The sequence below is a fragment of the Cobetia marina genome (genome assembly GCF_001720485.1).
Classification (GTDB): domain Bacteria; phylum Pseudomonadota; class Gammaproteobacteria; order Pseudomonadales; family Halomonadaceae; genus Cobetia; species Cobetia marina.
In genome coordinates, this window is sequence record NZ_CP017114.1 from 935129 (window position 1) to 960943 (window position 25815).

Consider the following 25815-nt stretch of genomic DNA (forward strand, 5'->3'; position numbering starts at 1 on the left):
GCGGTCGCTTCACTTTCGGGAATTAAGACGACATGACACGCAAGTTCAATTTCTGCGCCGGTCCTGCTGCACTGCCGACCGCTGTCCTGGAACGCGCACGCGCCGAGATGCTGGATTATCAGGGCCGCGGACTGTCCGTCATGGAGATGAGTCATCGCTCCGACGACTTCGTGGCCATCGCCGAGAAGGCCGAGGCGGATCTGCGCGAACTGCTCGACATTCCGTCCCACTATCGCGTGCTGTTCATGCAGGGCGGCGCTTCCACCCAGTTCGCGGGGGTGCCTCTGAACCTGCTGGGTGAGGGTGGCAGCGCCAACTATCTCTATACCGGTATCTGGGGCAAGAAGGCGATCAAGGAAGCCGAGCATCTGGCCGTGGGCAGCCATGTGGCCGCCTCCAGCGAAAGCAATGGCCTGATTGCCGTGCCGCGTCAGAATGCGATCCAGCTCTCGGGTGATGTGGGCTATCTGCACTACACCGCCAACGAGACCATCGGCGGCCTCGAGTTCGACTACATTCCCGAGGTGGCAGCGGATGGCGTGCCGCTGGTGTGTGACATGTCGTCTTCCATCCTGTCGGGGCCGCTGGATGTCAGCCGTTTCGGTGTCATCTATGCCGGTGCCCAGAAGAACATCGGTCCGGCGGGTCTGACGCTGGTCATCGTGCGTGAAGATCTGCTCGAGCGTGCGCGCAAGGACTGCCCGACCATGCTGAACTGGAAGACGGCCGCCGAGGCGGGCTCCATGTTCAACACCCCGCCGACCTATGCCTGGTATCTCTCAGGCCTGGTGTTCGAGTGGCTGAAGGATGAGGTCGGGGGTCTCGATGCCATGAATGCGATCAATGATCGCAAGGCGCAGGCACTTTATGCGGCCATCGACGGCAACGACTTCTACTCCAATCCGATCGTCACCGAGAACCGTTCACGCATGAACGTGCCGTTCGTGCTGGCCGATGATCGTCTCGACAAGACCTTCCTTGCCGAGTCCGAGGCGGCGGGTCTGCTCAACCTGGCCGGTCACCGCAGTGTCGGTGGCATGCGTGCCAGTCTCTACAACGCCGTGCCGGAAGCTGCCGTCACTGCGCTGGTGGACTTCATGGGCGACTTCGCGCGTCGTCACGGCTAAGGGAGAGGTGAGATGACGGATTCCAAGCAGAATCCTGCGCCGCAGGTGGCTGCCAAGGCGGTCACGCTGGACGAGCTGCGTCAGCGCATCGATACCATCGACAGCGAGCTGCTGCGCCTGATCAGCGAGCGGGCGGGCTGTGCGCAGCAGGTGGCCGAGGTCAAGATGGCGGCCGGTGACGTGGGCGAGGATGGCCAGGTGCAGTTCTATCGTCCTGAGCGTGAAGCCCAGGTGTTGCGCCGTATCATGGCCGACAACCCCGGCCCGCTGAAGGGCGAGGAGATGGCGCGTCTGTTCCGCGAGATCATGTCCGCCTGTCTGGCGCTGGAGCAGCCGATTCGTCTGGCCTATCTCGGCCCGGAAGGCACCTTTACCCAGCAGGCCGCGCTCAAGCACTTCGGTGACAGCGCCGTGACCAAGCCGATGGCCGCCATCGACGAGGTGTTCCGCGAAGTGGAAGCCGGCGCGGTGCAGTACGGCGTGGTGCCGGTGGAAAACTCCACCGAGGGCGTCATCAATCACACGCTGGATTCGTTCATGGGCTCGCAGCTCAAGATCTCCGGCGAGGTGGTGCTGCGCATTCACCATCACCTGCTGGTGGGCCCGAATACGCGTCGCGAGAAGATCTCGCGCATCTATTCCCACGCCCAGTCGCTGGCCCAGTGCCGCAAGTGGCTGGATGCCCACTTCCCGCACGCCGAGCGCATCGCGGTGTCCTCGAATGCCGAGGCCGCGCGTCAGGTGCGCACCGAGTGGCACAGTGCGGCGATTGCCGGTGACATGGCGGCCAAGCTCTATGAGCTGGAGAAGGTCGAGGAGAAGATCGAGGACAGCCCGGACAACTCCACGCGTTTCCTGATCATCGGCGACAGCTCGGTGCCGGCGTCCGGTGATGACAAGACCTCCATCGTGGTGGCGATGCGCAACCAGCCGGGGGCGCTGCATGACCTGCTGGCACCGTTCCACCGCCACCAGATCGATCTGACCCGCGTCGAGACGCGGCCGTCGCGCTCGGGTGCCTGGAACTATGTCTTCTTCATCGACTTCCGTGGCCACCGTGATGATCCGCTCATCACGGAGACGCTGGAAGAGCTGCGTCAGTGCGCGGCGGACGTCAAGGTGCTCGGGTCCTACCCGGTCGGTGTGCTGTGAGCGAGTCGGAACAGGCAGTGACTGGCGCGGCGGCGGACATGCTGTCCTCGGAGCGGCTGGCCGGCGAGCGGCGTATCCTGCTGGTCGGGCTGGGGTTGATCGGTGGCTCGCTTGCCGCCGCATTGCGTGCGGCGGGTCATCGCGGCGAGATTCTCGCCTGTGATCGGGATTCCAACGAGATCTGCCTCGGTCAGCGCATGAAGCTGATCGATGGTGGCAGTACTCAGCTGGCTGGGCTGGTGCCCGGCGCCTCGCTGGTGGTGCTGTGCGTGCCGGTGATGGCGATGAAGGGCGTGATGGCGGAGATCGCACCGCTGCTGGACGATGATGCGGTGGTCACCGATGTCGGTAGTACCAAGGGCGCGATCCGCGACGCGGCGATCGGCGTGTTCGGTCACATGCCGCCGAATCTGGTGCTCGGGCATCCGATCGCCGGTTCCGAGAAGAGCGGGGTGGCGGCGTCGAATCCCGAGCTCTATCGCGATCACAAGGTGATTCTGACACCGGAACCGGACAGTGACCCCGAGGCCGTGGCACGCGTGGCCGCCATGTGGTCGGTGTGTGGTGCTCAGCTGCTGGACATGAGCGTGGCACGCCACGACGAGGTTCTGGCACGCACCAGCCATCTGCCGCATCTGCTGGCGTTCTCGCTGGTGGACAGCTTGGCGCGTCAGGATGAGCGCCTGGAGATCTTCCGCTACGCGGCGGGCGGTTTCCGCGACTTCACGCGTATCGCGGGCAGTGACCCGGTGATGTGGCGTGACGTCTATCTGGCCAACCGCGATGCGGTGCTGGAGGCGCTGGATGAATTCGAGGCCGGGGTAGCGCGAGTGCGTGCTGCCGTGACCGCGGGCGATGGCGAGGCGATGCTGGGGATATTCACCCGCGCCAGCCACGCTCGACACTACTTCAATACCCTATTGAAACAGACGAGTTATCAGACAATGGAACAGCAGAACGTGCGGTACCGTGCACTGCCGGGTGGGCAGGTTCAGGGGCGCATTCGTGTGCCGGGTGACAAGTCCATGTCACATCGCTCCATCATGCTGGGCGCGCTGGCGAACGGCGTGACCGAGGTCGAGGGCTTCCTCGAGGGTGAAGACAGCCTGGCCACGCTGCAGGCCTTCCGCGACATGGGCGTGGTCATCGAAGGCCCGCATCAGGGTCGTGTGACCATTCATGGCGTGGGCCTCAACGGCCTGAAGCAGCCGCCGGGCCCGCTGTATGTCGGCAACTCCGGCACCGCGATGCGTCTGTTCGCCGGCCTGCTGGCCGGTCAGGCCTTCGATACCGAGCTGACCGGTGATGCCTCGCTGACCAAGCGCCCGATGGACCGCGTCGCCAACCCGCTGCGCGAGATGGGCGCGGTGATCGATACCGCCGAGAATGGCCGTCCGCCGCTGCGTATCCACGGTGGTCAGCCGCTCAAGGGGATCCGCTACGAGATGCCGATGGCGTCCGCTCAGGTCAAGTCCTGCCTGCTGCTGGCCGGTCTCTACGCCGAAGGCGAGACCCGCGCCATCGAGCCGGCACCGACGCGTGACCACACCGAGCGCATGCTCAACGGCTTCGGCTACAAGGTCGAGCGTCAGGGCGCCGAGGCGTGGCTGACCGGTGGTGGCAGCCTCGAGGCCTGCCCGATCGACGTGCCGGCTGACATCTCCTCCGCGACCTTCTTCCTGGTCGCCGCGGCCATCACGCCGGGTGCCGATCTGGTGCTGGAGCACGTCGGCATCAACCCGACGCGCATCGGCGTGATCAACATCCTCAAGGCGATGGGTGCCGATCTGAGCATCTCCAACGAGCGTGAAGTCGGCGGTGAGCCGGTGGCGGACCTGCACATCCGCTATGCGCCGCTCAAGGGGATCGACATCCCGGAAGATCAGGTCCCGCTGGCCATCGACGAATTCCCGGCGCTGTTCATCGCGGCGGCCAATGCCGAGGGCATGACCCGCCTGCGTGGCGCCGAGGAGCTGCGCGTCAAGGAGTCCGACCGCATCCAGGTGATGGCGGACGGTCTGGCGCAGATCGGTGTCGAGCACGAAGTCGTCGCCGACGGTATCGACATCCGTGGCGGTGCCTACGGTGGCGGTCTGGTCGACAGTCACGGTGACCACCGTATCGCGATGGCCTTCAGCGTGGCGGCGCTGCGTGCGCAGGGCGAAATCCTGATCGATGATTGTGCCAATGTCGCGACCTCCTTCCCGAACTTCGTGGCGCTGGCCAGTGAAGTCGGCATGCAGGTCGAGAACCTCGGTGCCGTGGCACCCGGACAGGAGGCGTCATGAGTGGTGAAGCGACTCCGCATCACAGCCAGGTGAGCGATGAGCCGGTGCTGACCCTCGATGGCCCCGGCGGGGCCGGCAAGGGCACCATCAGCCGTCTGGTCGCGGCGAGCCTGGGCTGGCACCTGCTGGACTCCGGTGCGCTGTATCGTCTGACGGCTCTGGCCGCCGAGCGTCACGGTGTGGCCTTGGAGGACGAGTCCGCGGTGGCCACCATCGCCGAGCACCTCGATGTCCAGTTCGATGCCGAGGGGGATGCCACTCGCGTGATTCTCGAGGGTGAAGACGTCACGCGTGACATCCGTCTCGAGACGGTCGGCAACAACGCCTCCATCATCGCGGCCCAGCCGCGCGTGCGCACCGCACTGCTGGCACGTCAGCGTGCCTTCGCGCGTGCGCCGGGCCTGGTGGCCGACGGTCGCGACATGGGCACGGTGGTCTTCACCGAGGCGCCGCTCAAGATCTTCCTCACCGCCTCGGCCGAGGAACGTGCCCGCAGACGTCATGCCCAGTTGCAGGAAGCGGGTGTGGATGCTAATATTTCGAGCCTTTTGACAGAAATACAGGCGCGCGATGCACGCGACATGGGCCGGGCAGTCGCCCCGCTCAAGCCGGCAGATGACGGCGTGATCCTCGATACGACGGATCTCGACATCGAGCAGGTGGTCGAGCGCATCCAGCAGCTGCTGGTCGAGTATGGCCTGGTGGCGGAACGCTGAAACGGCATGTCCGTGGCCTTCATCGGCAAGCGTACCTGTTGTGTCAGGACAATCGATTGATAGCCTGCTGCTGCATCAAGGCCTTCGGGCCGGGCAGTGGCAGGCTTCGCTCGCTCTGCGAGCGGAGACGCAGGACAAGGCACGACCCAGATGACACTGCGGTGTCATCAACCCCCCGGCCAGGTGTCATGGGGTGCATCGGCGGCAAGCGGAAAGCCGGTGTATCTCGAACCAGCGTCAACGCCCCCGGGGATATGTAGATATGGCCCGTGCTTGCTGGTGGTACGGAGACTGCGGTGCAAGCCGCCCCAAACGTTGATCATGTAGGAATACCATGAGCGAGAGCTTTGCTGATTTATTTGAACAGTCACTCCAGGACATCAACATGGAGCCGGGCGCAATCGTGTCCGCTACCATCGTCGATATCGATGGCGACTGGATCACTGTCAATGCCGGTCTGAAATCTGAAGGTCAGATTCCGTCTGAACAGTTCCGTGACGAAAGTGGCCAGCTGTCCATCAGCATCGGCGACGAAGTCATGGTCGCGCTGGAAGCCGTCGAAGATGGCTTCGGTGAGACCCGCCTGTCCCGCGAGAAGGCCAAGCGTGCCGAAGCGTGGAAAGAGCTGGAAGCCGCCTTCGAGAAGGACGAGATCGTCAAGGGCGTGATCAACGGCAAGGTCAAAGGTGGCTTTACCGTCGACATCAACACCATCCGTGCCTTCCTGCCGGGTTCTCTGGTCGATGTCCGCCCTGTGCGCGACACCGCCCACCTCGAGAACAAGGAACTGGACTTCAAGGTCATCAAGCTCGACGCCAAGCGCAACAACGTTGTCGTGTCTCGTCGTGCCGTCCTCGAAGCCGAGAACAGCGCTGAGCGTGAAGCCCTCCTGGCCACTCTGCAGGAAGGTCAGCAGATTCAGGGTATCGTCAAGAACCTGACCGACTACGGCGCCTTCGTCGACCTCGGCGGCGTTGACGGCCTGCTGCACATCACCGACATGGCCTGGAAGCGCATCAAGCATCCGTCCGAGATCGTTGCTGTCGGCGACGAGATCAACGTCAAGGTGCTGAAGTTCGACCGCGAGCGCAACCGTGTGTCTCTGGGTCTCAAGCAGCTGGGTGAAGATCCGTGGGTCAACATCAAGGCTCGCTACCCGGAAGGCGCCAAGATCAACGCACGCGTCACCAACCTCACCGACTACGGCTGCTTCGCCGAGCTGGAAGAGGGCGTCGAAGGTCTGGTCCACGTGTCCGAAATGGATTGGACCAACAAGAACATCCACCCGTCCAAGGTCGTCAATGTCGGCGATGACGTGGAAGTGATGATTCTGGACATCGACGAAGAGCGTCGTCGTATCTCCCTGGGTATCAAGCAGTGCACCACCAACCCGTGGGAAGACTTCAGCGGCAAGCACAACAAGGGCGACCGTGTCTCCGGTACCATCAAGTCAATCACTGACTTCGGTATCTTCATCGGTCTGGAAGGCGGCATCGACGGTCTGGTTCACCTGTCTGACATCTCCTGGAACGAAGCTGGCGAAGAAGCCGTGCGTCGTTACAAGAAGGGTGAAGAAGCTGAAGCGGTCATCCTGTCCATCGATCCGGAACGTGAGCGCATCTCTCTGGGCATCAAGCAGCTCGAGAGCGATCCGGTCTCTGAATACCTGGCCGTCAACGACAAGGGCGCCATCGTGTCCGGTCGTGTTGTCGACATCGACGCCAAGGAAGTTCAGGTCGAGCTGGCCACTGACGTCATCGCCATCCTGAAGGCGTCTGAAATCAGCGCTGATCGTGTCGAAGACGCACGCAACGTCCTGAGCGTCGGCGATGCTGTCGAAGCCAAGATCGTCGGTGTGGATCGCAAGAGCCGCCTGATCAACCTGTCCGTCAAGTCCAAGGACCAGGTGGAAGCACCGCGTCGCGATGCTGCCAAGCCGCGTACCCAGGAAGTCGAGAGCAACGGCCCGACGACCATCGGTGACCTGATCAAGCAGCAGCTGGGTCAGGAGTGATCCCGAGACATTCCGCCTCCTCGTGAGGCGGGATGTCCGGATCCACGCTGAGGTGGCATGCCTCTGGTTGCCACCTCAGCGTCTCCGAATCGGTATCCTGCACACGACGCATGTCATGCGCAGGAACGAAAAAAACCGCCACCCTTCGGGGTGGCGGTTTTTTTGTGTCCAGAGATCGTGTCCGGGAAGTGCGGAGATCGTGTCTGGAAAGTGCAGAGATCGTGCCTGTGCACCCTGTCCTCGCTGTGCGGACGTTACCGGTTGATTCCGCTGGCGAGAGAATGCCCGGAGTCCACACGCTGACTGTTCTGGGCGAGAAGCTGCATCTGGCGCAGGGAGATGGTGCAGTAGAGGCTGCGGTACTGTGCCGGCTGCTCCGTCGGGTCGATCTGATGCAGGCGCTTTTCCAGTTGCTGGATGTCGCGGGCCAGTTGCTGAGGGCTGAGAGAGGCTGTCTGAGTCATGGTGGGCGCTCCTTGAGTTCAATGAACATCATTGCAAGGGTCAGGCGTGACGCCTCTCGTGGCGAGCTGTCGCGCGCTCATCGGGAGTCTTTGCCTGAGGTGGCGGCAGGGGCGGCGGGGTCTGCGTGACCCTGCCACCTTCCGTCGCGAGTCATCGTCGTGACCACTACAGTCTGGACGATGTTCAAGCGTGCGCCTTGATCCATGTCAGGACGATGACGTCGAGCTGACAGTCTGCCTGTGGGATTGGCGCGTCGGGCCAGCAGACCAAGTACCAGTCGTTGCCGGCCCCATCGTCTCTTGATTGGCCCATCCCCGCCCAGCCCTGCGTGGTCTAGTCGTTCTCGCTCTGATCGGGCTTGGTGGCTTCAGCGGCCGCGGTCTGGCGTTCCAGGTTGGCCAGCATGCCGCGCAGGATGGACAGCTCACGGCGTGTCGGTTCGGCGCGGGCAAACAGTGCACGCAGACGCTCTTCGGTCTGTGAGTGCGGTTGATTGAGGAAGCCGGAACCGCGCAGGGCACGGCCGAGGTGCTCGTGGAAGTGGCCGAGCTGCTCGCGGGTCGGCAGCTGGTCATCCTCACGACGCGCGACCGGAGCCTCGCTGGTCGGCTCCAGGGTGCGACGCCAGGCGCTGCGACACTCGTGGGCGAGTACCTGTACGGCCTGGGAGACATTGAGGATGCCGTAGTCGGGGTTGGTGGGGATGGACACCTGGTGCGTGCAGCAGCCGATCTCCTCGTTGGTCAGCCCGAAGCGTTCACGGCCGAACACCAGCGCCACCTTGCCATCCTGGGCGGTATCGATGACGCGCGCGGCCATCTCGCTCGGCTCATCGAAGTGAGGCAGCGGCAGACTGCGCAGGCGGGCACTGGCACCGATGACCAGCTGGCAGTCATTGACGGCGTCTTCGAGACGCTCGACCACGCGGGCGTTTTCCAGAAGCTCCGCGGCGCCGCTGGCCATGCGTGTGGCTTCCTCATCGGGGAAGCAGCGCGGGTTGACCAGCACCAGGTCCTTGATGCCCATGGTCAGGATGGCGCGAGCGGTGGCGCCGATATTGCCGGGATGGAAGGTCTGCACCAGCACGACACGCACGTTGTCGAGGGTGGCTGGGCTCGAGGCAGAGCTGGAGGTATCAGTCATGAGAAGAAGATCCTGGGCAAGCGAGGCGCGCGGCCTGAGCGGTTGTCGTCATTGATCGTGGGCGTCAATGCGCTGCCAGCCTCGTGCACTGCCAGCGTCATGCACTGTCATCACGAAGAGGCAATGTCTCAGGTCGCCGCAAAAAAGTGGCGCCTAGTGTAGCGTGACGGGCGAGAGGAGTCAGGTAGCGGCCTGCGCCGTGCAAGCGAGGCATGTCACGGCGGGGAGCGTGAATGTCAGGCATGAAAAAACCGCCCCTGCTTGCGCAGGAGCGGTTCGGGTCACGACGGGTGAGTCGTGGGGTGAGGCTGGCTTACATCATGCCGCCCATGCCACCCATTCCGCCCATGCCACCCATGTCGCCGCCGCCGGCAGCTGCCTTGTCTTCCGGGTCTTCGGCGATCATGCATTCGGTGGTGATCATCAGGCCGCCGATGGAGGCTGCGGACTGCAGGGCAGAGCGCGTCACCTTGGCCGGGTCCAGCACGCCCATCTCGAACATGTCGCCGTAGACACCGGTGGAGGCGTTGTAACCGTAGTTGCCTTCACCTGCCTTGACGTTGTTCAGCACGACGGAGGCTTCTTCGCCAGCGTTGGTGACGATCTGACGCAGCGGCGCTTCCATGGCGCGCAGCGCGATGGCGATACCGTGAGTCTGGTCTTCGTTGTCGCCTTTCAGCTCGGTCAGCTGGTTGAGGACGCGAACCAGGGCGGTACCACCGCCAGGCACGACACCTTCCTCGACGGCTGCACGAGTGGAGTGCAGGGCGTCTTCGACGCGAGCCTTCTTCTCTTTCATCTCGACTTCGGTAGCAGCACCGACGCGGATGACGGCAACACCGCCGGCCAGCTTGGCGACACGCTCCTGCAGCTTCTCGCGGTCGTAGTCAGAGGAGGTTTCCTCGATCTGCGCGCGGATCTGGGAGACACGAGCTTCGATGTCGCCTTCGTTGCCGGCGCCATCGATGATGGTGGTGTTTTCCTTGGACATGGTCACGCGCTTGGCGGTGCCCAGGTGGTCCAGGTTAGCCTGCTCGAGGTTGAGGCCGACTTCTTCGGAAATCACGGTGCCGCCGGTCAGGACAGCGATGTCCTGCAGCATGGCCTTGCGACGATCACCGAAGCCCGGCGCCTTGACGGCCGCGACCTTGACGATACCGCGCATGGTGTTGACGACCAGAGTCGCCAGCGCTTCGCCTTCGATGTCTTCGGCGACGATCGCCAGCGGCTTGCCGGACTTGGCGACGCCTTCCAGCACCGGCAGCAGTTCGCGGATGTTGGAGATCTTCTTGTCGACCAGCAGGATGTACGGGTCTTCGAGCTCGACCGCCATGGTGTCCTGGTTGGTGACGAAGTACGGAGACAGGTAGCCACGGTCGAACTGCATGCCTTCGACGACTTCCAGCTCGTCTTCGAAGCCACGGCCTTCATCGACGGTGATGACGCCTTCCTTGCCGACTTTCTCCATCGCTTCCGCGATGATCTCGCCGATGCGAGAGTCGCCATTGGCGGAGATGGTACCGACCTGGGCGATGGCCTTGGTGTCGGTGCACGGCACGGACAGCTCACGCACGGCCTTGACGGCTTCGATGACGGCCTTGTCGATGCCGCGCTTCAGGTCCATCGGGTTCATGCCGGCGGTCACGCCCTTCAGGCCTTCATTGACGATGGACTGAGCCAGCACGGTGGCGGTGGTGGTGCCGTCACCCGCGACGTCGGAAGTCTTGGAAGCGACTTCCTTGACCATCTGGGCGCCCATGTTCTCGAAGCGATCCTTCAGCTCGATTTCCTTGGCGACGGACACGCCGTCCTTGGTCACGGTCGGTGCGCCGAAGGATTTTTCCAGCACCACGTTGCGGCCTTTCGGGCCGAGGGTAGTCTTGACGGCATCCGCCAGGACATTGACACCACGCGCCATGCGCTTGCGAGCATCATCGGAGAAACGAACGTCTTTTGCAGCCATTGTTATCTCTACCTTTAATCAGTAAGTCGTAGCATTTAAACCGGAAACGCTGGAAATCAGCCTTCCACCACGGCGAGGATGTCGCTCTCGCTCATGATCAGCACTTCTTCGCCGTCGATCTTCTGCTTCTCGACGCCGTAGCCATCCTTGAAGATGACGGTGTCGCCGACTTTCACGTCAAGCGGGCGAACTTCACCGTTCTCGAGGATGCGGCCGTTGCCGGCGGCAAGAATTTCACCGCGCGTCGGCTTTTCCTGAGCGCTGCCGGGCAGAACGATGCCACCTGCAGTTTTCTGTTCTTCTTCCACGCGACGGACCACGACGCGATCGTGCAAGGGACGGATGTTCATTGCTCACGTTCTCCTGATGGTAAATCCCGCCATCTGCCGGTCTTTGCCGGCACGTCTGGCGTTCAATGGGGTTGCCTACCGAGTGTTGGGCCTCGCAGAGGCGAGGCCGTTATCCATTGCACCGCTTTTATGGTGGCGAGAGGACAGCTTTCAAGTAGGCGAACATAAAAAAATTTCAAATCTCGTCATCAACTGCGTCGCCTGAAAGGCACGCACTTGAGGTGCCGACTATCCCGATGCACTACTGTGAGTTGAATCAAGCAGTTGAGTGTATCTGAGCCATACGCCTCTGGCATGTGGACGCCCGACGGTGAATGACGTCCATTGGTACTAGGTGTCAGCGATGAGGCGCGTTGCACAGCGCGGCCATGCACAGCGCGGCCATGCACAGCGCGGCCATGCATGGCAACGAAAAGCCCGGCAGGGGAGATGGGCTCCCGTACCGGGCTTTGATCATCATCATGCAGTGGGGGCTCGTCGGGCTCTTTGCCTGTCGAGGCGCGATGCTGGCCTACAGACGTGGCTCATCGCGGCTGATGTAGTCGCCTTCCAGCGGCTGCCCACCCTTGTCGCCGCTATTGGCGCGGCCTGATTCGCGCTGTGGCTCCTCCTGCTGGGCAGTGCCGTGATTCGTGGACTGCCAGTTGCCGGAGTGCGTCTGACGTGACTGACTCTGTGCGGAGAAGCGACCCTTGAAGAAGCGTGCGATGACGTTATTGCCGCTCAGGCCTCGGGTCAGCAGTCCACGCGAGGCCGGCAGTAGGCAGAGCAGTCCCAGGCCATCCGAGAGAAATCCCGGTGCCATGAGCAGCGCGCCACCGAAGATCAGCGCCGCGCCTTCCATCAGTTCACCGGAGGGCATCTCGCCACGTTGCAGGCGCTCCTGGGCACGCATCAATGTCGCGCGACCTTCGCGTCGAATCAGATGCAGGCCCACGGCGCCGGTGATCAGTACCAGTGCCAGCGTCGGCAACAGCCCTATCTGGCTGCCAAGACTGAACAGCACCACGAAATCCAATAACCCGAACAGGGTAATCACTAGCAGTATGGGCATCGTCTCTCCCGAATCCGGTAAATGGCAGCTTGCACCAATGCGTCAAGGGTAAACCAGCAGCAGGATGGGGAACAGTCGAATCGGTGTCATGAAAGGCTCATGCCGGCCGACGTGGATGGCTGGCGCTGGTGGTAGAGCGGTGCCATGCTGGATGTTGCAGTGCACAATGACAGCGAGTGATACCGTGTCAGGCGCGACGGATGTCTCAAGTGTCCGAAGGTAGCAACGATACGCCTGACCAGGCGGGCCCCATGGCGGCCGGAAGCAGCATGGGCACGCCGCATCAGCACCCGCCTGCAGGCCGCTACGTTGATGACGAGACCGGTTGCGTTGGCCGGTTGGGCCAGCGTTGAGGCAGGACACGTCGCAATCTGTTGCACTGCGTCATGCAGATTCACCGTGAGCCTGCAGCGTTCGTCATCCGTGACAGCTCCAGTCACGGTGGCACACGCGGATGGACGCGGTGCGGGACACTCGACACATTGATCGTGACGCTCGTACGGCATGCGGGCCTCGCACCCGGCAGGCATTTCTCGCTGTCGGCAGACAACCTGGGAGACGGGACATGAAGCTTGACGACAAGGTCATCGCGATTACGGGCGGCGCTCGTGGGCTGGGGCTGGCCATGGCGCGACATCTGGGTGAGAAGGGCGCCGTGCTGGCGCTGCTGGATATCGAACAGGGCGGTCTGGATGACGCTGTCTCGAGCCTGGAAGCGGCGGGCATCAAGGCGCAGGGGTTCGTGACCGACGTCGCGGACGAGGCCTCCGTCACGCAAGCCTTCTCTGCCATCAAGGCGGCGCTGGGTCCGGTGAGTGGTCTGGTCAACAATGCCGGCATTACCCGAGATGGTCTGCTGATCAAGGCGCGTGATGGAGTCGTGGAGAAGACCATGTCGCTGTCCAGCTGGCAGCAGGTCATCGATGTCAATCTGACCGGTGTCTTCCTGTGCACGCGTGAAGCCGCCAGTCAGATGATCGAGGCCGGTCAGCCGGGCGTGATCGTCAACATCTCCAGCATCTCGCGCGCCGGCAACATGGGGCAGAGCAATTACACCGCAGCCAAGGCGGGTGTCGCCGCGATGAGCGTCACCTGGGCCAAGGAGCTGGCGCGCTACAAGATTCGTGTCGGTGCCGTGGCACCGGGCTTCATCGCCACTGAAATGACCGCCGGCATGAAGCCGGAGATGCTCGACAAGATCAAGAGTGGCATCCCGATGCGTGATCTGGGACGTCCGGAAGACATCGCGGGCAGCGTGGCCTTCATCTTCGACAATGATTACTTCACGGGGCGCGTGATCGAATGTGATGGCGGTCTGCGTATCTGAGCCGATGTCTCCTGCCTGACGTCATGCCTCCCTCTGTGAATGCGCAAGCCCCCATGCCGGATCTGCCGATATGGGGGCTTTTTCGTGCATGCGAGAGAGTCGACTTGCGTGCGAGGGCCAAGGTGACATGCATCCAACGAGGCGTGCCGTGCGTAATCCCGGTATCGCGGTTCATATCGGATAAAGGAGATTCGTCATGCAACGTCGCCAATTCATGGGGCTTGTATTGGGTGGCGGTGCGATGTTGGCACTGCCGGGATTGGCTGCCGCTCGCCCGGAGCTTGAGCTGGAGCGCTCGCCGGACATTGCCGAGCTCGTGCTGGATGATGACGAGTGGCGCGCACGCCTGAGTGCAGAGCAGTATCGCGTGCTGCGCGAGGAAGGCACCGAGCGCTCAGGCTCCAGCGCGCTCAACAAGGAATCGCGTGACGGTGAGTACCGTTGTGCCGGCTGTGACCTTACGCTGTTCACCTCGCGTACCAAGTTCGAGTCCGGCACTGGCTGGCCGAGTTTCTTCGATCATATCGAAGGGCATCTGTTGACCAAGACGGACTACGGGCTGGTGTGGCCGCGTACAGAATATCACTGCGCACGCTGCGGAGGGCATCAGGGACACGTGTTCGAGGACGGCCCCAGGCCCACGGGACTGCGCTGGTGCAACAATGGGGTGGCGCTGCGTTTCGTGCCGGCCTGAGGGGGCCTGTGAAGCTAAAGCAATCCACGGGCTTTGTGGTAACGTGACGGCATCGTGATGCAGGCGGCCCGGTCGACTCAGCGACCGGGCCGCCTGCGTCTTGTCACCAGAATCATAGTCGTGAAGGGATCGATGTTTCATGGACGCTACCGCAACTGACGCCACTACCGCTCGCCCTGCACCGACGCTGTCGCCTGCTGCTACCGCTCGCCGTATCCAGCAGGCGCTGGCGGCGGAGCTGGACGTGCGTGAAGAACAGATCACCGCGACGGTGGAGCTGCTGGATGGCGGCGCCACCGTGCCCTTCATCTCGCGTTACCGCAAGGAGGCGACCGGCGGGCTGGATGACACCCAGATGCGTCTTCTGGAAGAGCGCCTGCGCTACCTGCGTGAGCTGGAAGAGCGCCGTCAGGTGGTACTCGAATCCATTGCCGAGCAGAGCAAGCTGACCGCGAGTCTCGAGCGCGATGTGCTGGCTGCCGACAGCAAGCAGCGTCTGGAAGACCTCTACCTGCCGTATCGCAAGAAGCGTCGTACCAAGGCCCAGATTGCCCGTGAGGCGGGTCTTGAGCCGTTGGCGGATGCCTTGCTTGGCGACCCGACGCTCGTGCCGGAAGACGAGGCAGCTGGCTTCGTCGATGCCGACAAGGACGTGGCCGACCCCAAGGCGGCACTGGATGGGGCCAAGCAGATTCTGATGGAGCGCTTCGCGGAAGACGCCGCGCTTGTCGGTCGTCTGCGTCAGCGTCTGTGGGATGACGGTATCCTCAGTGCCCGGGTGATGAAGGGCAAGGAACAGGAAGGCGCCAAGTTCTCCGATTACTTCGAACACGACGAGCCGCTGCACAAGGCACCGTCGCATCGCGCGCTGGCCATGCTGCGGGGTCGCAATGAAGGCGTGCTGAGCCTCGCGCTCAAGCTGGAAGGCGAGGACGAGTTGCCGCGGCACCCGATGGAGGGTGCCATCGCGGCGCATTTCTCCCTCGAGGACCAGGGGCGCGCCGCGGATCGCTGGTTGAAGGAGGTGGTGCGCTGGACCTGGCGGGTCAAGCTCTATACCCATCTGGAAAGCGAGCTGATCGGCCGCCTGCGTGAGCGTGCCGAGCAGGAGGCCATCCAGGTCTTCGCCGACAACCTGAAGGATCTGCTGCTGGCAGCCCCGGCGGGGCCCAAGGCCACCCTGGGGCTGGACCCGGGCCTGCGTACCGGCGTCAAGGTCGCGGTGGTGGACGCCACCGGCAAGTATGTCGATCAGGCCACCCTCTACCCGCATGCGCCTCACAATCGTTGGGATGCCTCGGTGGCGGAGCTGGTCAGGCTGGTCGAGCGTCATGATGTCGAGCTGATCGCCATCGGCAACGGGACCGCATCACGCGAGACCGACAAGCTGGCCGCCGACGTGCTGACCCGCCTGTCCGGTCGTCGCCTGCAGAAGGTGATGGTCAACGAGGCAGGGGCGTCCATCTACTCCGCTTCGGAATATGCCGCGCGTGAGTTCCCGGATCTGGACGTGACCATTCGTGGCGCGGTCTCCATCGCCCGTCGCCTGCAGGACCCGCTCGGCGAGCTGGTTAAGATCGAGCCCAAGTCCATCGGGGTCGGCCAGTATCAGCATGATGTCAGTCAGGTGCAGCTGGGGCGCAGTCTGGAGGCGGTGGTCGAGGACTGCGTCAATGGCGTCGGTGTCGATCTCAACATGGCGTCCAGTGCGCTGCTGTCACGCGTCGCGGGTCTGAATACCACGCTTGCCGAGAACATCGTCGCGCATCGTGATGCCAATGGCCGCTTCGCCTCGCGCAAGGAGCTTCTGAAGGTCAGTCGGCTCGGGCCACGTACCTTCGAGCAGTGCGCCGGCTTCCTGCGTATTGCCGAGGGTGAGAACCCGCTGGATGCCAGCGCCGTTCACCCTGAGGCCTACCCGCTGGTCGAGCGTATCGCCAAGGCGCATGGCCGTGAGCTACCCAGCCTGCTGGGCGACAGCAGCTTCCTGCGCAGCGTGAAGCCTGCCGAGTTCACGGATGATCACTTCGGGTTGCCGACAGTCACGGACATCCTGCGGGAGCTGGACAAGCCGGGGCGCGACCCGCGTCCTGAATTCCGCTTCGCCGAGTTCAAGGAAGGGGTCGAGACGCTCAAGGATCTCGAACCGGGCATGAAACTTGAAGGTGTCGTGACCAACGTCACCCATTTCGGGGCCTTCGTGGACATCGGTGTGCATCAGGATGGCCTGGTACACATCTCTGCTCTGTCGCAAAAGTATGTTGCCGACCCGCGTGAGGTGGTGAAGGCCGGTGACATCGTCAGCGTCAAGGTGATGGAGGTCGACATACCGCGTGGACGCATCGCGCTGAGCATGCGCATGAGCGATACTCCCGGTGAAAAAGGCGCGGGAGGCGAGGCGCGACGCGGGGGCGAGGGCAATCGTGGAGGGCGCTCCCAGACCGGCGGTGGCCGTCAGGAACGAGGCGGTCGCGCCAGCGGCTCCAGTGAAGGAGGCGGAGCGGCACCCGCCAACAATGCCATGGCAGCGGCCCTGCTCAATGCACGCAAGTCGAAATCATAAGCCTTGAAAGCATTTTTTACGCGCCCATAATGTGGGCATACTGACTGACGCGAACGGTGGATGCCGTTCGCGTCTTGCATGGCATCCGGTGCAGTCCGCGGGCCATGGTCATCCAACTCGACCGGAGAGGCTGGGCTTCTCCCCATGCGAAAGGGTCAATACCTTGTCCGAGCAACTCGCGTCCGCCATTGCGCGACTCAAGGCCCCCGCCCGTCAGGGACTCTTCGGGCGTCTGCGCCGTGGCATCGAGAAAGAAGGCCTCAGGGTCGACGCCGACGGCCGCATCAGCCAGACCCCGCACCCGCGTGCTCTGGGGTCCAAGCTGACTCACCCGTACATCACCACGGATTATTCCGAGTCGCTGCTCGAGTACATCACGCCGGTCTTCTCGCGTCCCAAGGATTCCCTGGAGTTTCTGGCGGACCTGCATCGTTTCAGCTATCGCAATCTGGGGGATGAGCTGATCTGGCCGGCCAGCATGCCGCCGAGGCTGAACGGCAATGACAGCGTGCCGATCGCGGATTATGGCACCTCCAACACCGGCACCATGAAGCATGTCTACCGCAAGGGACTGGATGTGCGCTACGGGCGCATCATGCAGTCCATTGCCGGTATCCATTACAACTTCTCGCTGCCGGATGATTTCTGGACGCTGCTTCAGAAGATGGAGAATGCCGAAGGCGAGGATGCGCGTGACTTCCGCTCGCGCCGCTACTTCGAGCTGATCCGCAACTTCCGTCGCCATAGCTGGATTCTGCTCTATCTGTTCGGCGCCTCGCCGGGGATCGACGAAAGCTTCCTGGATGGCGGCAATGATGACCGCCTCAAGCGTCAGGCCGACCGCAGTCTGGTCTCGGCCTATGCCACCAGCCTGCGCATGTCGGACCTGGGCTACCAGAACAAGGTCCAGGCGCAGCTCAAGATCTGCTTCAACTCGCTGGACAACTTCGTCGGGACGCTGCGTCACGCCATCGTCACGCCGTGGAAGGACTACGAGAAGCTGGGGGTGAAGCAGGCTGATGGCAGCTGGTCGCAGCTCTCCAGTAACATCCTGCAGATCGAGAACGAGTACTACTCCGACATCCGTCCCAAGCGTGTCACCCGGCACAACGAGACGCCCAGCCAGGCGCTGGAAGGCCGGGGTGTCGAATACATCGAGGTGCGCTGCCTGGATCTCAATCCCTTCCTGCCGGTGGGGATCGACGAGACGCAGATCCGCTTCCTCGATACCTTCCTGATCTGGTGTCTGCTGACCGAGAGCCCATGGATCGATGACGAGGAATGCGCCAACCTTGACGACAGCAAGCGACGCGTCGTGGAGGCGGGACGTGACCCCGAGCTGACCCTGAACGTCAAGGGTGAGGAGCGGCGTCTGCGTGAACTGGCCGCCAACGTGATGGATGAGCTTGGCGAAGTGGCAAGCCTGCTGGACGAGAATCACAAGTCAGGCAGCGAGCATCGCGATGCGCTGGCGGCACTCGCGCCGCGCTTTGACGATGCCCAGACCACGCCCTCGGGCCGTCTGCTGACCAGCATGCTCGACAACGGCAGCAACTTCGTCGATGAAGTGCTGGCACTGGCCAAGGGGCAGGCCGAGCAGTTCAAGACGGAGCCGATGGAGCGTGCACGTGGCTACCTGCTGGATCAACTGGTCGAGACCTCCCTGCAGCAACAGGGCGATATCGAGGCCGGCGACCATCAGGACTTCGATACCTTCATGGCCGAATACTTTGCCTCGGCGCATGCCACGCAACCGGCCTGACTCGTCGATGCAACGCCGATTCATGTTCAGGTCATCCCTGCGCGGCATGATAGGCATCCATCGCTGATCGCGGCGACACCGGCCATCGCGACATCATCGGCGCCTCAGACTTGAGGCGCCGATGATGTCTCTGGCCCATGCGTGCGTCCTGGCCAGGCAATGACGCCACGCATGCTCTGAGGTGGTCATGGAGAGATGTCTTCGTGATCGCGCCATTTCTCACCAATGACTCCAGCGGAGTCGGACGGCAAGGACAGCAAATGACACACGCGGACAATCAATCAGGACAACAGCCGACACGCCAGGGTGGGGGGCTCGCCTGTCTGGCGCGCTGGAGCGGTCGTCAGTGGTGCCTGCTGGGGGCGCTGGGGTGCGCGTTGCTGCTCGGTGTCGCCTTCGTGCTGCAGTTTGCCTTTGGTCTGGCACCGTGTTCGCTGTGCATCTTCCAGCGCGTGGCGGTGGCCGTGGCAGGCGTCTTCTTCCTGCTGGGTGCCGTGCATGGGCCGGGGCGTATCGGTACCCGCGTCTATGCGCTGGGTGCGCTGGCGGGCAGTGTGGGTGCCATCGTGCTGGCCGGTCGTCATGTCTGGCTGCAATCCCTTCCGCCGGATCAGGTGCCGGCCTGTGGCCCGGGCCTCAACTACATGCTGGAAGTGCTGCCGGTATGGGACGTGATCACCCAAGTGCTCAATGCCTCCGGTGAATGCGCGCAGATCAGTGCCCAGTGGCTGGGGCTCTCGATCCCTCAGTGGTCGTTGATCGGCTTCTGTGCTCTGACGCTGGTACCGCTGGCCATGCTGTGGAGCAGCTTCCGGCGTTGAGGGCATGACGCCTGCCACCATGGTGGGGGGTTGGCAGCGTCCGTCGCATGGAGGATAGTGGGTTGGCAGCGGGGTGAGCACCTGATGTCAGCCCCACCGTTCGGGTCATGCCAGAGGAGGCGCCCATGCTGGAGGAATGCACCACTGCGGCGGAACGCTTTCGTGGCGTTCATCAGTTGGTTGATCGCTGGCTGGATCAGCGACGCGAGATGCTGGTCTGCTTCATGGATCTGCACGAGGCCTGCGTCAATGATCTCGAGCAGCTCGACATGACACGCGTCAATCGCTTCATCGAGCTGTTGATGGATTACATCTCGGCGGGCCATTTCGAAGTCTATCCTCAGCTCAAGGAAGAGGGGCGTGTCTTCGAGGATACCCAGGCTCTGGCCGCTGCGGAGAAGTTGATGCTGCGTCTGGAGCCCTCGACGGAGCTGGTACTGTCCTTCGATGAAGACTTCTCGAGTCCGACCCGCTGCCAGCACTACCGCACACGCCTGCCCGAGTGGCTGGCCCGTCTTCAGGAGGGGCTGACGGAGCGCTTCGCGCTGGAAGATCAACTGATTCAGCGCCTGCATGCGGTACACGAGCCACTGGCTCACTCGCGGCAACCCGTGGCATGAGCGAATGACTCAGGCAGACATGCTGTCCGCCTGAGTGCTGAGTGCTGAGTGCTGAGTACTGAGTGCTGAGTGCCAGCCGCCGTCAGTGGCAACACGAAAAAGCCCCCGTCAGCAGATGCTGGCGGGGGCTTTTCGTTCGGCTCGACTTCCTTCAGCTCACCTGCGCGGCGGTTGGCGCCGCGCGGCGTATCACATCAGGGAAGAGGCTTCCGGGCGTTCGAGTTCGGTCAGCTCGATCTCGCCGGTGAGCAGGTCACGCTCGAAGGCATCCTTGTCGATGTTGAAACCAAGGAATTCCTGAGCGAGATACATGTCCTTCTCGGCGTTGCCCAGACAGCTGGTGCCACCCGGTGACGGCGTCATGTTGAAGACGATGCCGGTGCCCGGATTGATCTTGGCTTCGCCCATCACGAGCTTCTGCTTGCTCTTGTCGATCAGCTGCGGGCGTACGCCGCCGAAGCCCTTGGCGAAGCTGACATCCTTGACGTCCAGGCTCGGGACGATCTTCTTGATGTCGCCGTGGAACAGGCGCTCACGCAGTACCGGCACCTCGAACATGAAGTTCTTGAAGATGTAGTTGCGGATGTCGCGCACCTTCATCAGGTCCCACAGGGCCTTGACGACGTTGCGGTCCATGCGCAGTACCTTGAGGAACTCCCAGAAGGTCTTGCCGTTGTAGCGCTCCAGCAGCGGCAGCATCAGAGCGGTCGGCCCGAAGCGGGTCTTGCCTTCCACCAGCACGTCCGGGTCGCCGTGGACGGCGGCGAACGGCAGGTTCTCGTTCTGGATGGTGTAGACCTTGCCGTTGAGCACCTTCGGCGTGAAGTAGAAGGAGCCAGCCATCGGCAGGCAGGACTTGTCCAGTCCGTAGCCCATCTTGTGGGCGAACAGCAGGGAGTGACCACCGGCGCTGACCACGACATAGCGTGCGCTGAGCTCGCCCTTGTCCGTCTTGACCTTGTAGACGTCACCTTCCTTGCGGATGTCTTCCACGGCGGTCGAGAGGCGAACGTCGAAGTTCATGCCTTTCTCGGCCGCTGCCTTCTCGCCTTCGCTGACGAAGGCCTCCGACAGGGTGGTGTAGTTGACGGCGGTGTATTCGTCGGTGGAACCCAGCGCGACGATTTCCTCGTCCGGACGGCGACCTTCCACGACCTTCGGCTCAAGCTCAGCGATGTCATCACGCTCGAGCAGCTTCAGATTCGGGAACAGTGGCTTGAAGGTCTCGAAGCGCTTGCGCAGGAACTGGCATTCCTTGGCGCCGACCGCCAGTACCATCTTCGGGTACTTGTAGACGATGTGATCGCGCTCACTCTCGCTGAGCTTGGTGGCGAAGTTGACCACCATGCCTGCGGTGCGCTTGGTCACGCGCGCCTTCTCGACCGTGTAGTTGGTCTCGATGTCGCCGCAGTGGATGGTCTGGGAGTTGTTGCGACCGTGCGAGTTGACGATCGCGACATGGTCGTATTTTTCCACCAGGCCGACCGACGAGAGGTCGGTGTAGCGGGCGAGTTCATAGAGAAGGGCGGTGCCGGACACGCCGCCACCCACAATCAGGACATCGTATGTCGTTGAGGACATGGCTGCTCACGCTCAGAGTTGGTGAGGGACATCCCCCGGCACCCGACCGGGCTACCGGGGGCCGTCCTGCCGTGACGGGGCATGCCTCGTCAGGCTCGACGGTTCGATGGACACACATTATAGACACATCGGACGCGAAATGATTCAGCAAATAAGGTCGACTTTATGGTGAATGCCTGTAGCCACATGAAAACCTTATAGATGAAGCTGCATTCCCTTATAGGTCGATTATTTGTTTTAAAATCAATGGCTTGTCAGTCGCGCAGTGAGATGATGCGCCATCCGCGCTGCTGGGCGGTCGCCAACAGTTGCTCATCCGGGTCCACTGCAATGGCAGTATCGACACGCTCGAGCAGCGGAAGATCATTGATGGAGTCACTATAGAAGGTGCTGCCATCCAGGGTGTGATCACGCTCGGCAAGCCAGGCTTCGAGGCGAGTGACCTTGCCGCCCTGGAAGCTGGGAACTCCGTCGACGCGGCCGGTGTAGCGCCCGTCGATGATCTCGGGCTCGATGGCGATCAGGTCATCCACGCCAAGGCGCTCGGCGATGGGGGCAGTGATGAAGCGGTTGGTGGCGGTGATGATCAGCAGCGTATCGCCGCGTGCACGGTGACGCGCCAGCAGCTCTTCTGCCCGTGCCAGAATGATGGGCTCGATCTTGGCGGCCATGAACTGCTGGTGCCAGGCGGCGAGTTGTTCCGGACTGTTCTCGGCCAGCGGCTTGAGTGAGAAGGCCAGGTACTCGTGAATGTCCAGTTCGCCACTCTGATAGAGCTGGAAATAGCGCTCGTTGGCTTCACGGTAGGTGTCAGCGTCGACAGCGCCTTGTTCAACCAGGAACTCGCCCCAGGCGTGATCGCTGTCCCCGGCGATCAGGGTATTGTCGAGATCAAAGATGGCCAGACTCACGGAGAACTCCTTGCTCAGCCCAGCCGTTGGCGTGGGCGACGGACGCAGACAGAGGGGCGCGGCAAGGTCGCCGGCCCAGTGTTTGCGCGGGTGTACGGGGGCCAACGGAGGATTTCCGAAGGCGGTGTTGCAGTGCAATACGGTGAAGGGGTCGATTATTGCAGACGTGCCTGGCCTTTCACACCGCCAAACCGCGTATTGAAGCGCTTTCAGCCTTTGTGGAAGAATGGTTTCAATTAACGAATCAAAGGTGACATCCGTGATCGACGCTGACGGCTTTCGCCCCAACGTTGGCATCATCATTGCCAACTGTGAGGGCCAGCTGCTCTGGGCGCGCCGGGTAGGACAGAATGCGTGGCAGTTTCCGCAAGGGGGCATCAAGCCAAACGAGACACCGCAACAGGCGTTGTATCGTGAACTCGAGGAAGAGATCGGCCTCAAGGCCGAGGACGTCGAGATACTGGCCTGTACCCGAGGTTGGCTGCGCTACCGGTTGCCCAGACGCATGGTGAGAACGCACTCCCGACCGATCTGCATCGGTCAGAAACAGAAGTGGTTCCTGTTGCAGATCCGCTGTCAGGACAACCGCGTGAGTGTGGATTCCACGCCCAAGCCGGAGTTCGATGGTTGGCGGTGGGTCAGTTACTGGTATCCGCTGGGTCAGGTCGTGGCCTTCAAGCGCGAGGTCTACCGGCGCGCGTTGCGTGAACTGGCACCGCGTCTGCAACGACTGGTGGATTCGCAGGGCAACCTGCCGCTCTCGGCGGTGCAAGGCAACATGCCCTGCAGCGAGGACAAGGTCGCCATCAGGCCGACGGGAAATGATCGCCACATCCCCGATTGAGGTCGGGCTCATCATCTGCAACGTGCGCGTCCGGGCCAGGAACCCTGTTTCCTCGTGAGGCGCGTCATGCTCGAGGTACACCATGCTTGAGGTATTGCGGCGTATCGTTCAGGAGGTCAATGGCGCGCGTTCACTCGACGCGGCGCTGGCGACGATGGTGTTGCGCATTCGCAAGGCCATGAAGACGGATGTCTGTTCCGTCTACCTTCTGGCGCCCGAGACGGACCGATTCGTGCTCAAGGACACCATTGGCCTGCGCTCGTCTTCCGTGGGACAGGTCAGCATGGCGCGCGGTGAAGGGCTGGTGGGCATGGTGGCGCTCAGAGAGGAGCCGCTCAACCTCGAGGATGCCCCGGCGCATCCCCAGTTCCGGTATTTCGAGGAAACCGGCGAGGAGCGCTTCTCCAGCTTCCTGGGCGTCCCCATCATCCATCAGCGCCGCGTGCTCGGCGTACTGGTCATCCAGCAGCACGAGAAGCGTCGTTTCGATGAGGGCGAAGAAGCCTTTCTTGTCACGCTGGGCGCGCAGCTGGCGGGTGTGCTGGCGCATGCGTTGGCGACCGGGGCACTGGGCAAGCTGGCCGGGACCAGCGGCCAGGCGACCTTCAAGGGAGTCGCCGGGTCTCCCGGCGTCGTCATCGGCAAGGCCTTCGTGCTCTCTCCGCCGGCGGATCTGGACTCGGTGCCGGACCTCATTCCCACCGACATCGACTTCGAGATCGCTCGCCTGAAGGAGGCGATCAACGCCGTGCGCGAGGAAATCCGTGTCGCGGCAGAGCGGCTGGCCAGTCGTATCTCCACTCAGGAGCATGCGCTGTTCGAGGTCTACCAGCAGATGCTGGGCGACGCGGCGCTGGGCCAGGAAGTCGAGAAGCGTATCCGGGAAGGGCAGTGGGCGCCTGCGGCACTGGCCGATATCGTGCGCCGGCATGTTCAGTATCTCGAGCGCGTGGATGATGACTATCTGCGTGAGCGCGCCGCGGATATCCGCGATCTTGGCCGGCGGGTGCTCGCGCATCTGCAGGAGGAGGGCGACAGCGGCCCGATCGAGTACCCCGAGAACACCATCCTGATCGGCCATGAGATCAGCCCGGCGACACTGGGCGAGGTACCGCGTGAGCGGCTCAAGGGACTGGTGGCGGTCAGCGGGTCCAGCACCTCCCACGTCGCCATCCTGGCGCGGGCCATGGGAATTCCGACCGTGCTCGGGATGGTGGATCTGCCGCTGTCACGCCTGGGTGGCGCGCCGGTGATCCTCGATGGCCATCGCGGTCGTCTGGTGGTGCGTCCGGAGCATGAGCTCAGCGTGCATTATTCGCGGCTGATCGCCGAGGAGCAGGCGCTGAGCGTGCTGCTGGAGCAGGAGCAGGATCTGCCGAGCGTGACGCCTGATGGCCATGTGATGCCATTGATGGTCAATACCGGCCTGGCGCTGGATGCCGTGGCCTCGCTCAAGACCCGGGTTGGCGGCGTGGGGCTCTACCGCACGGAAGTGCCCTTCATGATGAATGATCGCTTCCCCAGCGAGCAGGAGCAGGCACGACTCTACCGTGAGCAGCTGGCCGGTTTTGCCCCTCTGCCTGTCACCATGCGTACGCTGGATATCGGGGGCGACAAGGATCTTCCCTATTTCCCCATCAAGGAGGCCAACCCCTTCCTTGGCTGGCGCGGCATACGCGTGACACTGGATCACCCGGAAGTCCTGATGGTGCAGCTGCGTGCCATGCTGCGCGCCGCCGAGGGCCTGGACAATCTGCGTATCATGTTGCCGATGGTCTCGGGGATCGAGGAGGTGGATGCCGCGCTGGCGCTGGTCAATCGTGCCTTGATCGAGCTGGCGGAAGACGGTGTCAACGTCTCACGGCCCAGCGTCGGCGTGATGATCGAGGTGCCGGCGGCCCTCTATCAGCTGGAAGCGCTCGCGACCCGGGTCGACTTCTTCTCGGTGGGGTCCAACGACCTCACCCAGTACCTGTTGGCGGTGGACCGCAATAACCCACGAGTGGCGAGTCTCTATGATGCGTGTCACCCGGCGGTATTGCGCGCGCTGGCGCGCCTGGCGGAAGAATCGAAAGCGCTGGGCATGCCGGTGAGCGTCTGCGGTGAGCTGGCCGGTGACCCTGCCGGTGCCTTGCTGCTGCTGGGAATGGGCTTTGATGGTCTGTCGATGAATGCGCCCAGCCTGCCACGTGTCCGTGCCGCCATTCGCCGCGTGTCGTTGGCGGCAGCCCAGGGGCTGGTCAGCGAGGTCCTGTGTCAGCCGACGGCCAATCAGGTGCATGGCCTGCTGCTGGAGCGCATGCAGGCATGGGAGCTGGCGCATCTGTTGCCACCGCGTGACCACACGCCGGATGCCAGTGCGGTCCAGGCGGCAGTCTCTCGTTAGCGACTTGCAGGCAGGATCGCAGACCTGCGCTCCT

The 25815-nt window shown here is 62.8% G+C and carries 19 protein-coding genes and 1 pseudogene; 13 read left to right on the plus strand and 7 right to left on the minus strand.

Translation table 11 applies throughout. The features are described from left to right. Positions 1-32 precede the first annotated feature (32 nt). The 5 genes from serC to rpsA all read left to right on the plus strand — a co-directional run bounded on the left by serC (position 33) and on the right by rpsA (position 7297). Positions 33-1127 (plus strand): 3-phosphoserine/phosphohydroxythreonine transaminase, encoded by a 1095-nt coding sequence (serC, locus tag BFX80_RS03970; RefSeq protein ID WP_077375238.1) that lies wholly within the window; start codon positions 33-35, stop codon positions 1125-1127. Positions 1128-1139: 12 nt separating this feature from the next. Then, entirely contained in the window at positions 1140-2279 is a 1140-nt protein-coding gene (pheA, locus tag BFX80_RS03975; protein WP_371861094.1) for a prephenate dehydratase, read from the plus strand. Between the two features lie 38 nt (positions 2280-2317). Further along, positions 2318-4567 carry a bifunctional prephenate dehydrogenase/3-phosphoshikimate 1-carboxyvinyltransferase gene (locus BFX80_RS03980; protein WP_084209615.1) on the plus strand — a complete coding sequence of 750 codons (2250 nt, stop codon included), beginning with the start codon at positions 2318-2320 and terminating at the stop codon, positions 4565-4567. Beyond that, positions 4564-5283, plus strand: coding sequence for a (d)CMP kinase (cmk, locus tag BFX80_RS03985; RefSeq protein WP_084208009.1), 720 nt, complete (start codon positions 4564-4566; stop codon positions 5281-5283). The genes BFX80_RS03980 and cmk overlap by 4 nt, the downstream gene beginning before the upstream one ends. A gap of 334 nt (positions 5284-5617) precedes the next feature. Further along, positions 5618-7297, plus strand: coding sequence for a 30S ribosomal protein S1 (rpsA, locus tag BFX80_RS03990; RefSeq protein WP_077375230.1), 1680 nt, complete (start codon positions 5618-5620; stop codon positions 7295-7297). A 254-nt stretch (positions 7298-7551) separates the two neighbouring features. Here rpsA and BFX80_RS03995 read toward each other — a convergent pair whose 3' ends face one another. From BFX80_RS03995 to BFX80_RS04020, 5 genes are all read right to left on the minus strand, one after another. Beyond that, entirely contained in the window at positions 7552-7761 is a 210-nt protein-coding gene (locus BFX80_RS03995; protein WP_077375227.1) for a hypothetical protein, read from the minus strand. Positions 7762-8095: 334 nt separating this feature from the next. Then, a complete protein-coding gene (locus tag BFX80_RS04000) occupies positions 8096-8905 on the minus strand; it encodes an RNA methyltransferase (protein ID WP_084208010.1) in 810 nt (269 codons plus the stop codon). Between the two features lie 313 nt (positions 8906-9218). Continuing rightward, on the minus strand, positions 9219-10868 hold the full coding sequence (gene groL / locus BFX80_RS04005; protein WP_065392449.1) for a chaperonin GroEL: 1650 nt from the start codon (positions 10866-10868) through the stop codon (positions 9219-9221). Between the two features lie 56 nt (positions 10869-10924). Continuing rightward, on the minus strand, positions 10925-11218 hold the full coding sequence (locus BFX80_RS04010) for a co-chaperone GroES (protein ID WP_043331438.1): 294 nt from the start codon (positions 11216-11218) through the stop codon (positions 10925-10927). Positions 11219-11729: 511 nt separating this feature from the next. After that, a complete protein-coding gene (locus BFX80_RS04020) occupies positions 11730-12272 on the minus strand; it encodes an FxsA family protein (protein WP_084208012.1) in 543 nt (180 codons plus the stop codon). A gap of 565 nt (positions 12273-12837) precedes the next feature. On the opposite strand from BFX80_RS04020, the gene BFX80_RS04025 reads away from it, so the two are divergent. The 6 genes from BFX80_RS04025 (at position 12838) to rsd (ending at position 20059) form a co-directional block, all read left to right on the plus strand. Continuing rightward, complete coding sequence (locus tag BFX80_RS04025; RefSeq protein ID WP_084208013.1) at positions 12838-13599, plus strand: SDR family oxidoreductase; 762 nt, start codon at positions 12838-12840, stop codon at positions 13597-13599. A 196-nt stretch (positions 13600-13795) separates the two neighbouring features. After that, positions 13796-14293: a peptide-methionine (R)-S-oxide reductase MsrB gene (msrB, locus tag BFX80_RS04030; RefSeq protein WP_084208014.1), complete on the plus strand. Its 498-nt coding sequence runs from the start codon at positions 13796-13798 to the stop codon at positions 14291-14293. 139 nt (positions 14294-14432) lie between these two features. After that, positions 14433-16856 (plus strand): Tex family protein, encoded by a 2424-nt coding sequence (locus BFX80_RS04035; protein ID WP_084208015.1) that lies wholly within the window; start codon positions 14433-14435, stop codon positions 16854-16856. A gap of 163 nt (positions 16857-17019) precedes the next feature. After that, a complete protein-coding gene (gene gshA / locus BFX80_RS04040) occupies positions 17020-18618 on the plus strand; it encodes a glutamate--cysteine ligase (RefSeq protein WP_084208016.1) in 1599 nt (532 codons plus the stop codon). Positions 18619-18878: 260 nt separating this feature from the next. Further along, positions 18879-19439, plus strand: coding sequence for a disulfide bond formation protein B (locus BFX80_RS04045; protein WP_084208017.1), 561 nt, complete (start codon positions 18879-18881; stop codon positions 19437-19439). A gap of 125 nt (positions 19440-19564) precedes the next feature. Then, the gene (rsd, locus tag BFX80_RS04050; RefSeq protein ID WP_077375202.1) at positions 19565-20059 is read left to right on the plus strand and encodes a sigma D regulator; all 495 of its coding nucleotides are present in this window, start codon (positions 19565-19567) and stop codon (positions 20057-20059) included. 189 nt (positions 20060-20248) lie between these two features. On the opposite strand, the gene BFX80_RS04055 is transcribed toward rsd, so the two are convergent. Both BFX80_RS04055 and BFX80_RS04060 read right to left on the minus strand, forming a co-directional pair. After that, on the minus strand, positions 20249-21640 hold the full coding sequence (locus BFX80_RS04055; RefSeq protein ID WP_077375199.1) for an FAD-dependent oxidoreductase: 1392 nt from the start codon (positions 21638-21640) through the stop codon (positions 20249-20251). A gap of 254 nt (positions 21641-21894) precedes the next feature. Further along, entirely contained in the window at positions 21895-22551 is a 657-nt protein-coding gene (locus BFX80_RS04060) for a histidinol-phosphatase (protein ID WP_077375196.1), read from the minus strand. A 259-nt stretch (positions 22552-22810) separates the two neighbouring features. On the opposite strand from BFX80_RS04060, the pseudogene BFX80_RS04065 reads away from it, so the two are divergent. Next, positions 22811-23284 (plus strand): annotated as a pseudogene (locus BFX80_RS04065) (RNA pyrophosphohydrolase); the annotation flags it as partial. A gap of 193 nt (positions 23285-23477) precedes the next feature. Next, the gene (gene ptsP, locus BFX80_RS04070) at positions 23478-25781 is read left to right on the plus strand and encodes a phosphoenolpyruvate--protein phosphotransferase (RefSeq protein WP_084208018.1); all 2304 of its coding nucleotides are present in this window, start codon (positions 23478-23480) and stop codon (positions 25779-25781) included. Positions 25782-25815 lie beyond the last annotated feature (34 nt).

What these genes read in the sequence shown, in the direction of transcription:
- serC (WP_077375238.1), top strand. Translation starts at nt 33, where the DNA reads ATGACACGCAAGTTCAATTTCTGCGCCGGTCCTGCTGCACTGCCGACC.
- pheA (WP_371861094.1), top strand. Translation starts at nt 1,140, where the DNA reads ATGACGGATTCCAAGCAGAATCCTGCGCCGCAGGTGGCTGCCAAGGCG.
- BFX80_RS03980 (WP_084209615.1), top strand. Translation starts at nt 2,318, where the DNA reads ATGCTGTCCTCGGAGCGGCTGGCCGGCGAGCGGCGTATCCTGCTGGTC.
- cmk (WP_084208009.1), top strand. Translation starts at nt 4,564, where the DNA reads ATGAGTGGTGAAGCGACTCCGCATCACAGCCAGGTGAGCGATGAGCCG.
- rpsA (WP_077375230.1), top strand. Translation starts at nt 5,618, where the DNA reads ATGAGCGAGAGCTTTGCTGATTTATTTGAACAGTCACTCCAGGACATC.
- BFX80_RS03995 (WP_077375227.1), bottom strand. Translation starts at nt 7,761, where the DNA reads ATGACTCAGACAGCCTCTCTCAGCCCTCAGCAACTGGCCCGCGACATC.
- BFX80_RS04000 (WP_084208010.1), bottom strand. Translation starts at nt 8,905, where the DNA reads ATGACTGATACCTCCAGCTCTGCCTCGAGCCCAGCCACCCTCGACAAC.
- groL (WP_065392449.1), bottom strand. Translation starts at nt 10,868, where the DNA reads ATGGCTGCAAAAGACGTTCGTTTCTCCGATGATGCTCGCAAGCGCATG.
- BFX80_RS04010 (WP_043331438.1), bottom strand. Translation starts at nt 11,218, where the DNA reads ATGAACATCCGTCCCTTGCACGATCGCGTCGTGGTCCGTCGCGTGGAA.
- BFX80_RS04020 (WP_084208012.1), bottom strand. Translation starts at nt 12,272, where the DNA reads ATGCCCATACTGCTAGTGATTACCCTGTTCGGGTTATTGGATTTCGTG.
- BFX80_RS04025 (WP_084208013.1), top strand. Translation starts at nt 12,838, where the DNA reads ATGAAGCTTGACGACAAGGTCATCGCGATTACGGGCGGCGCTCGTGGG.
- msrB (WP_084208014.1), top strand. Translation starts at nt 13,796, where the DNA reads ATGCAACGTCGCCAATTCATGGGGCTTGTATTGGGTGGCGGTGCGATG.
- BFX80_RS04035 (WP_084208015.1), top strand. Translation starts at nt 14,433, where the DNA reads ATGGACGCTACCGCAACTGACGCCACTACCGCTCGCCCTGCACCGACG.
- BFX80_RS04045 (WP_084208017.1), top strand. Translation starts at nt 18,879, where the DNA reads ATGACACACGCGGACAATCAATCAGGACAACAGCCGACACGCCAGGGT.
- rsd (WP_077375202.1), top strand. Translation starts at nt 19,565, where the DNA reads ATGCTGGAGGAATGCACCACTGCGGCGGAACGCTTTCGTGGCGTTCAT.
- BFX80_RS04055 (WP_077375199.1), bottom strand. Translation starts at nt 21,640, where the DNA reads ATGTCCTCAACGACATACGATGTCCTGATTGTGGGTGGCGGCGTGTCC.
- ptsP (WP_084208018.1), top strand. Translation starts at nt 23,478, where the DNA reads ATGCTTGAGGTATTGCGGCGTATCGTTCAGGAGGTCAATGGCGCGCGT.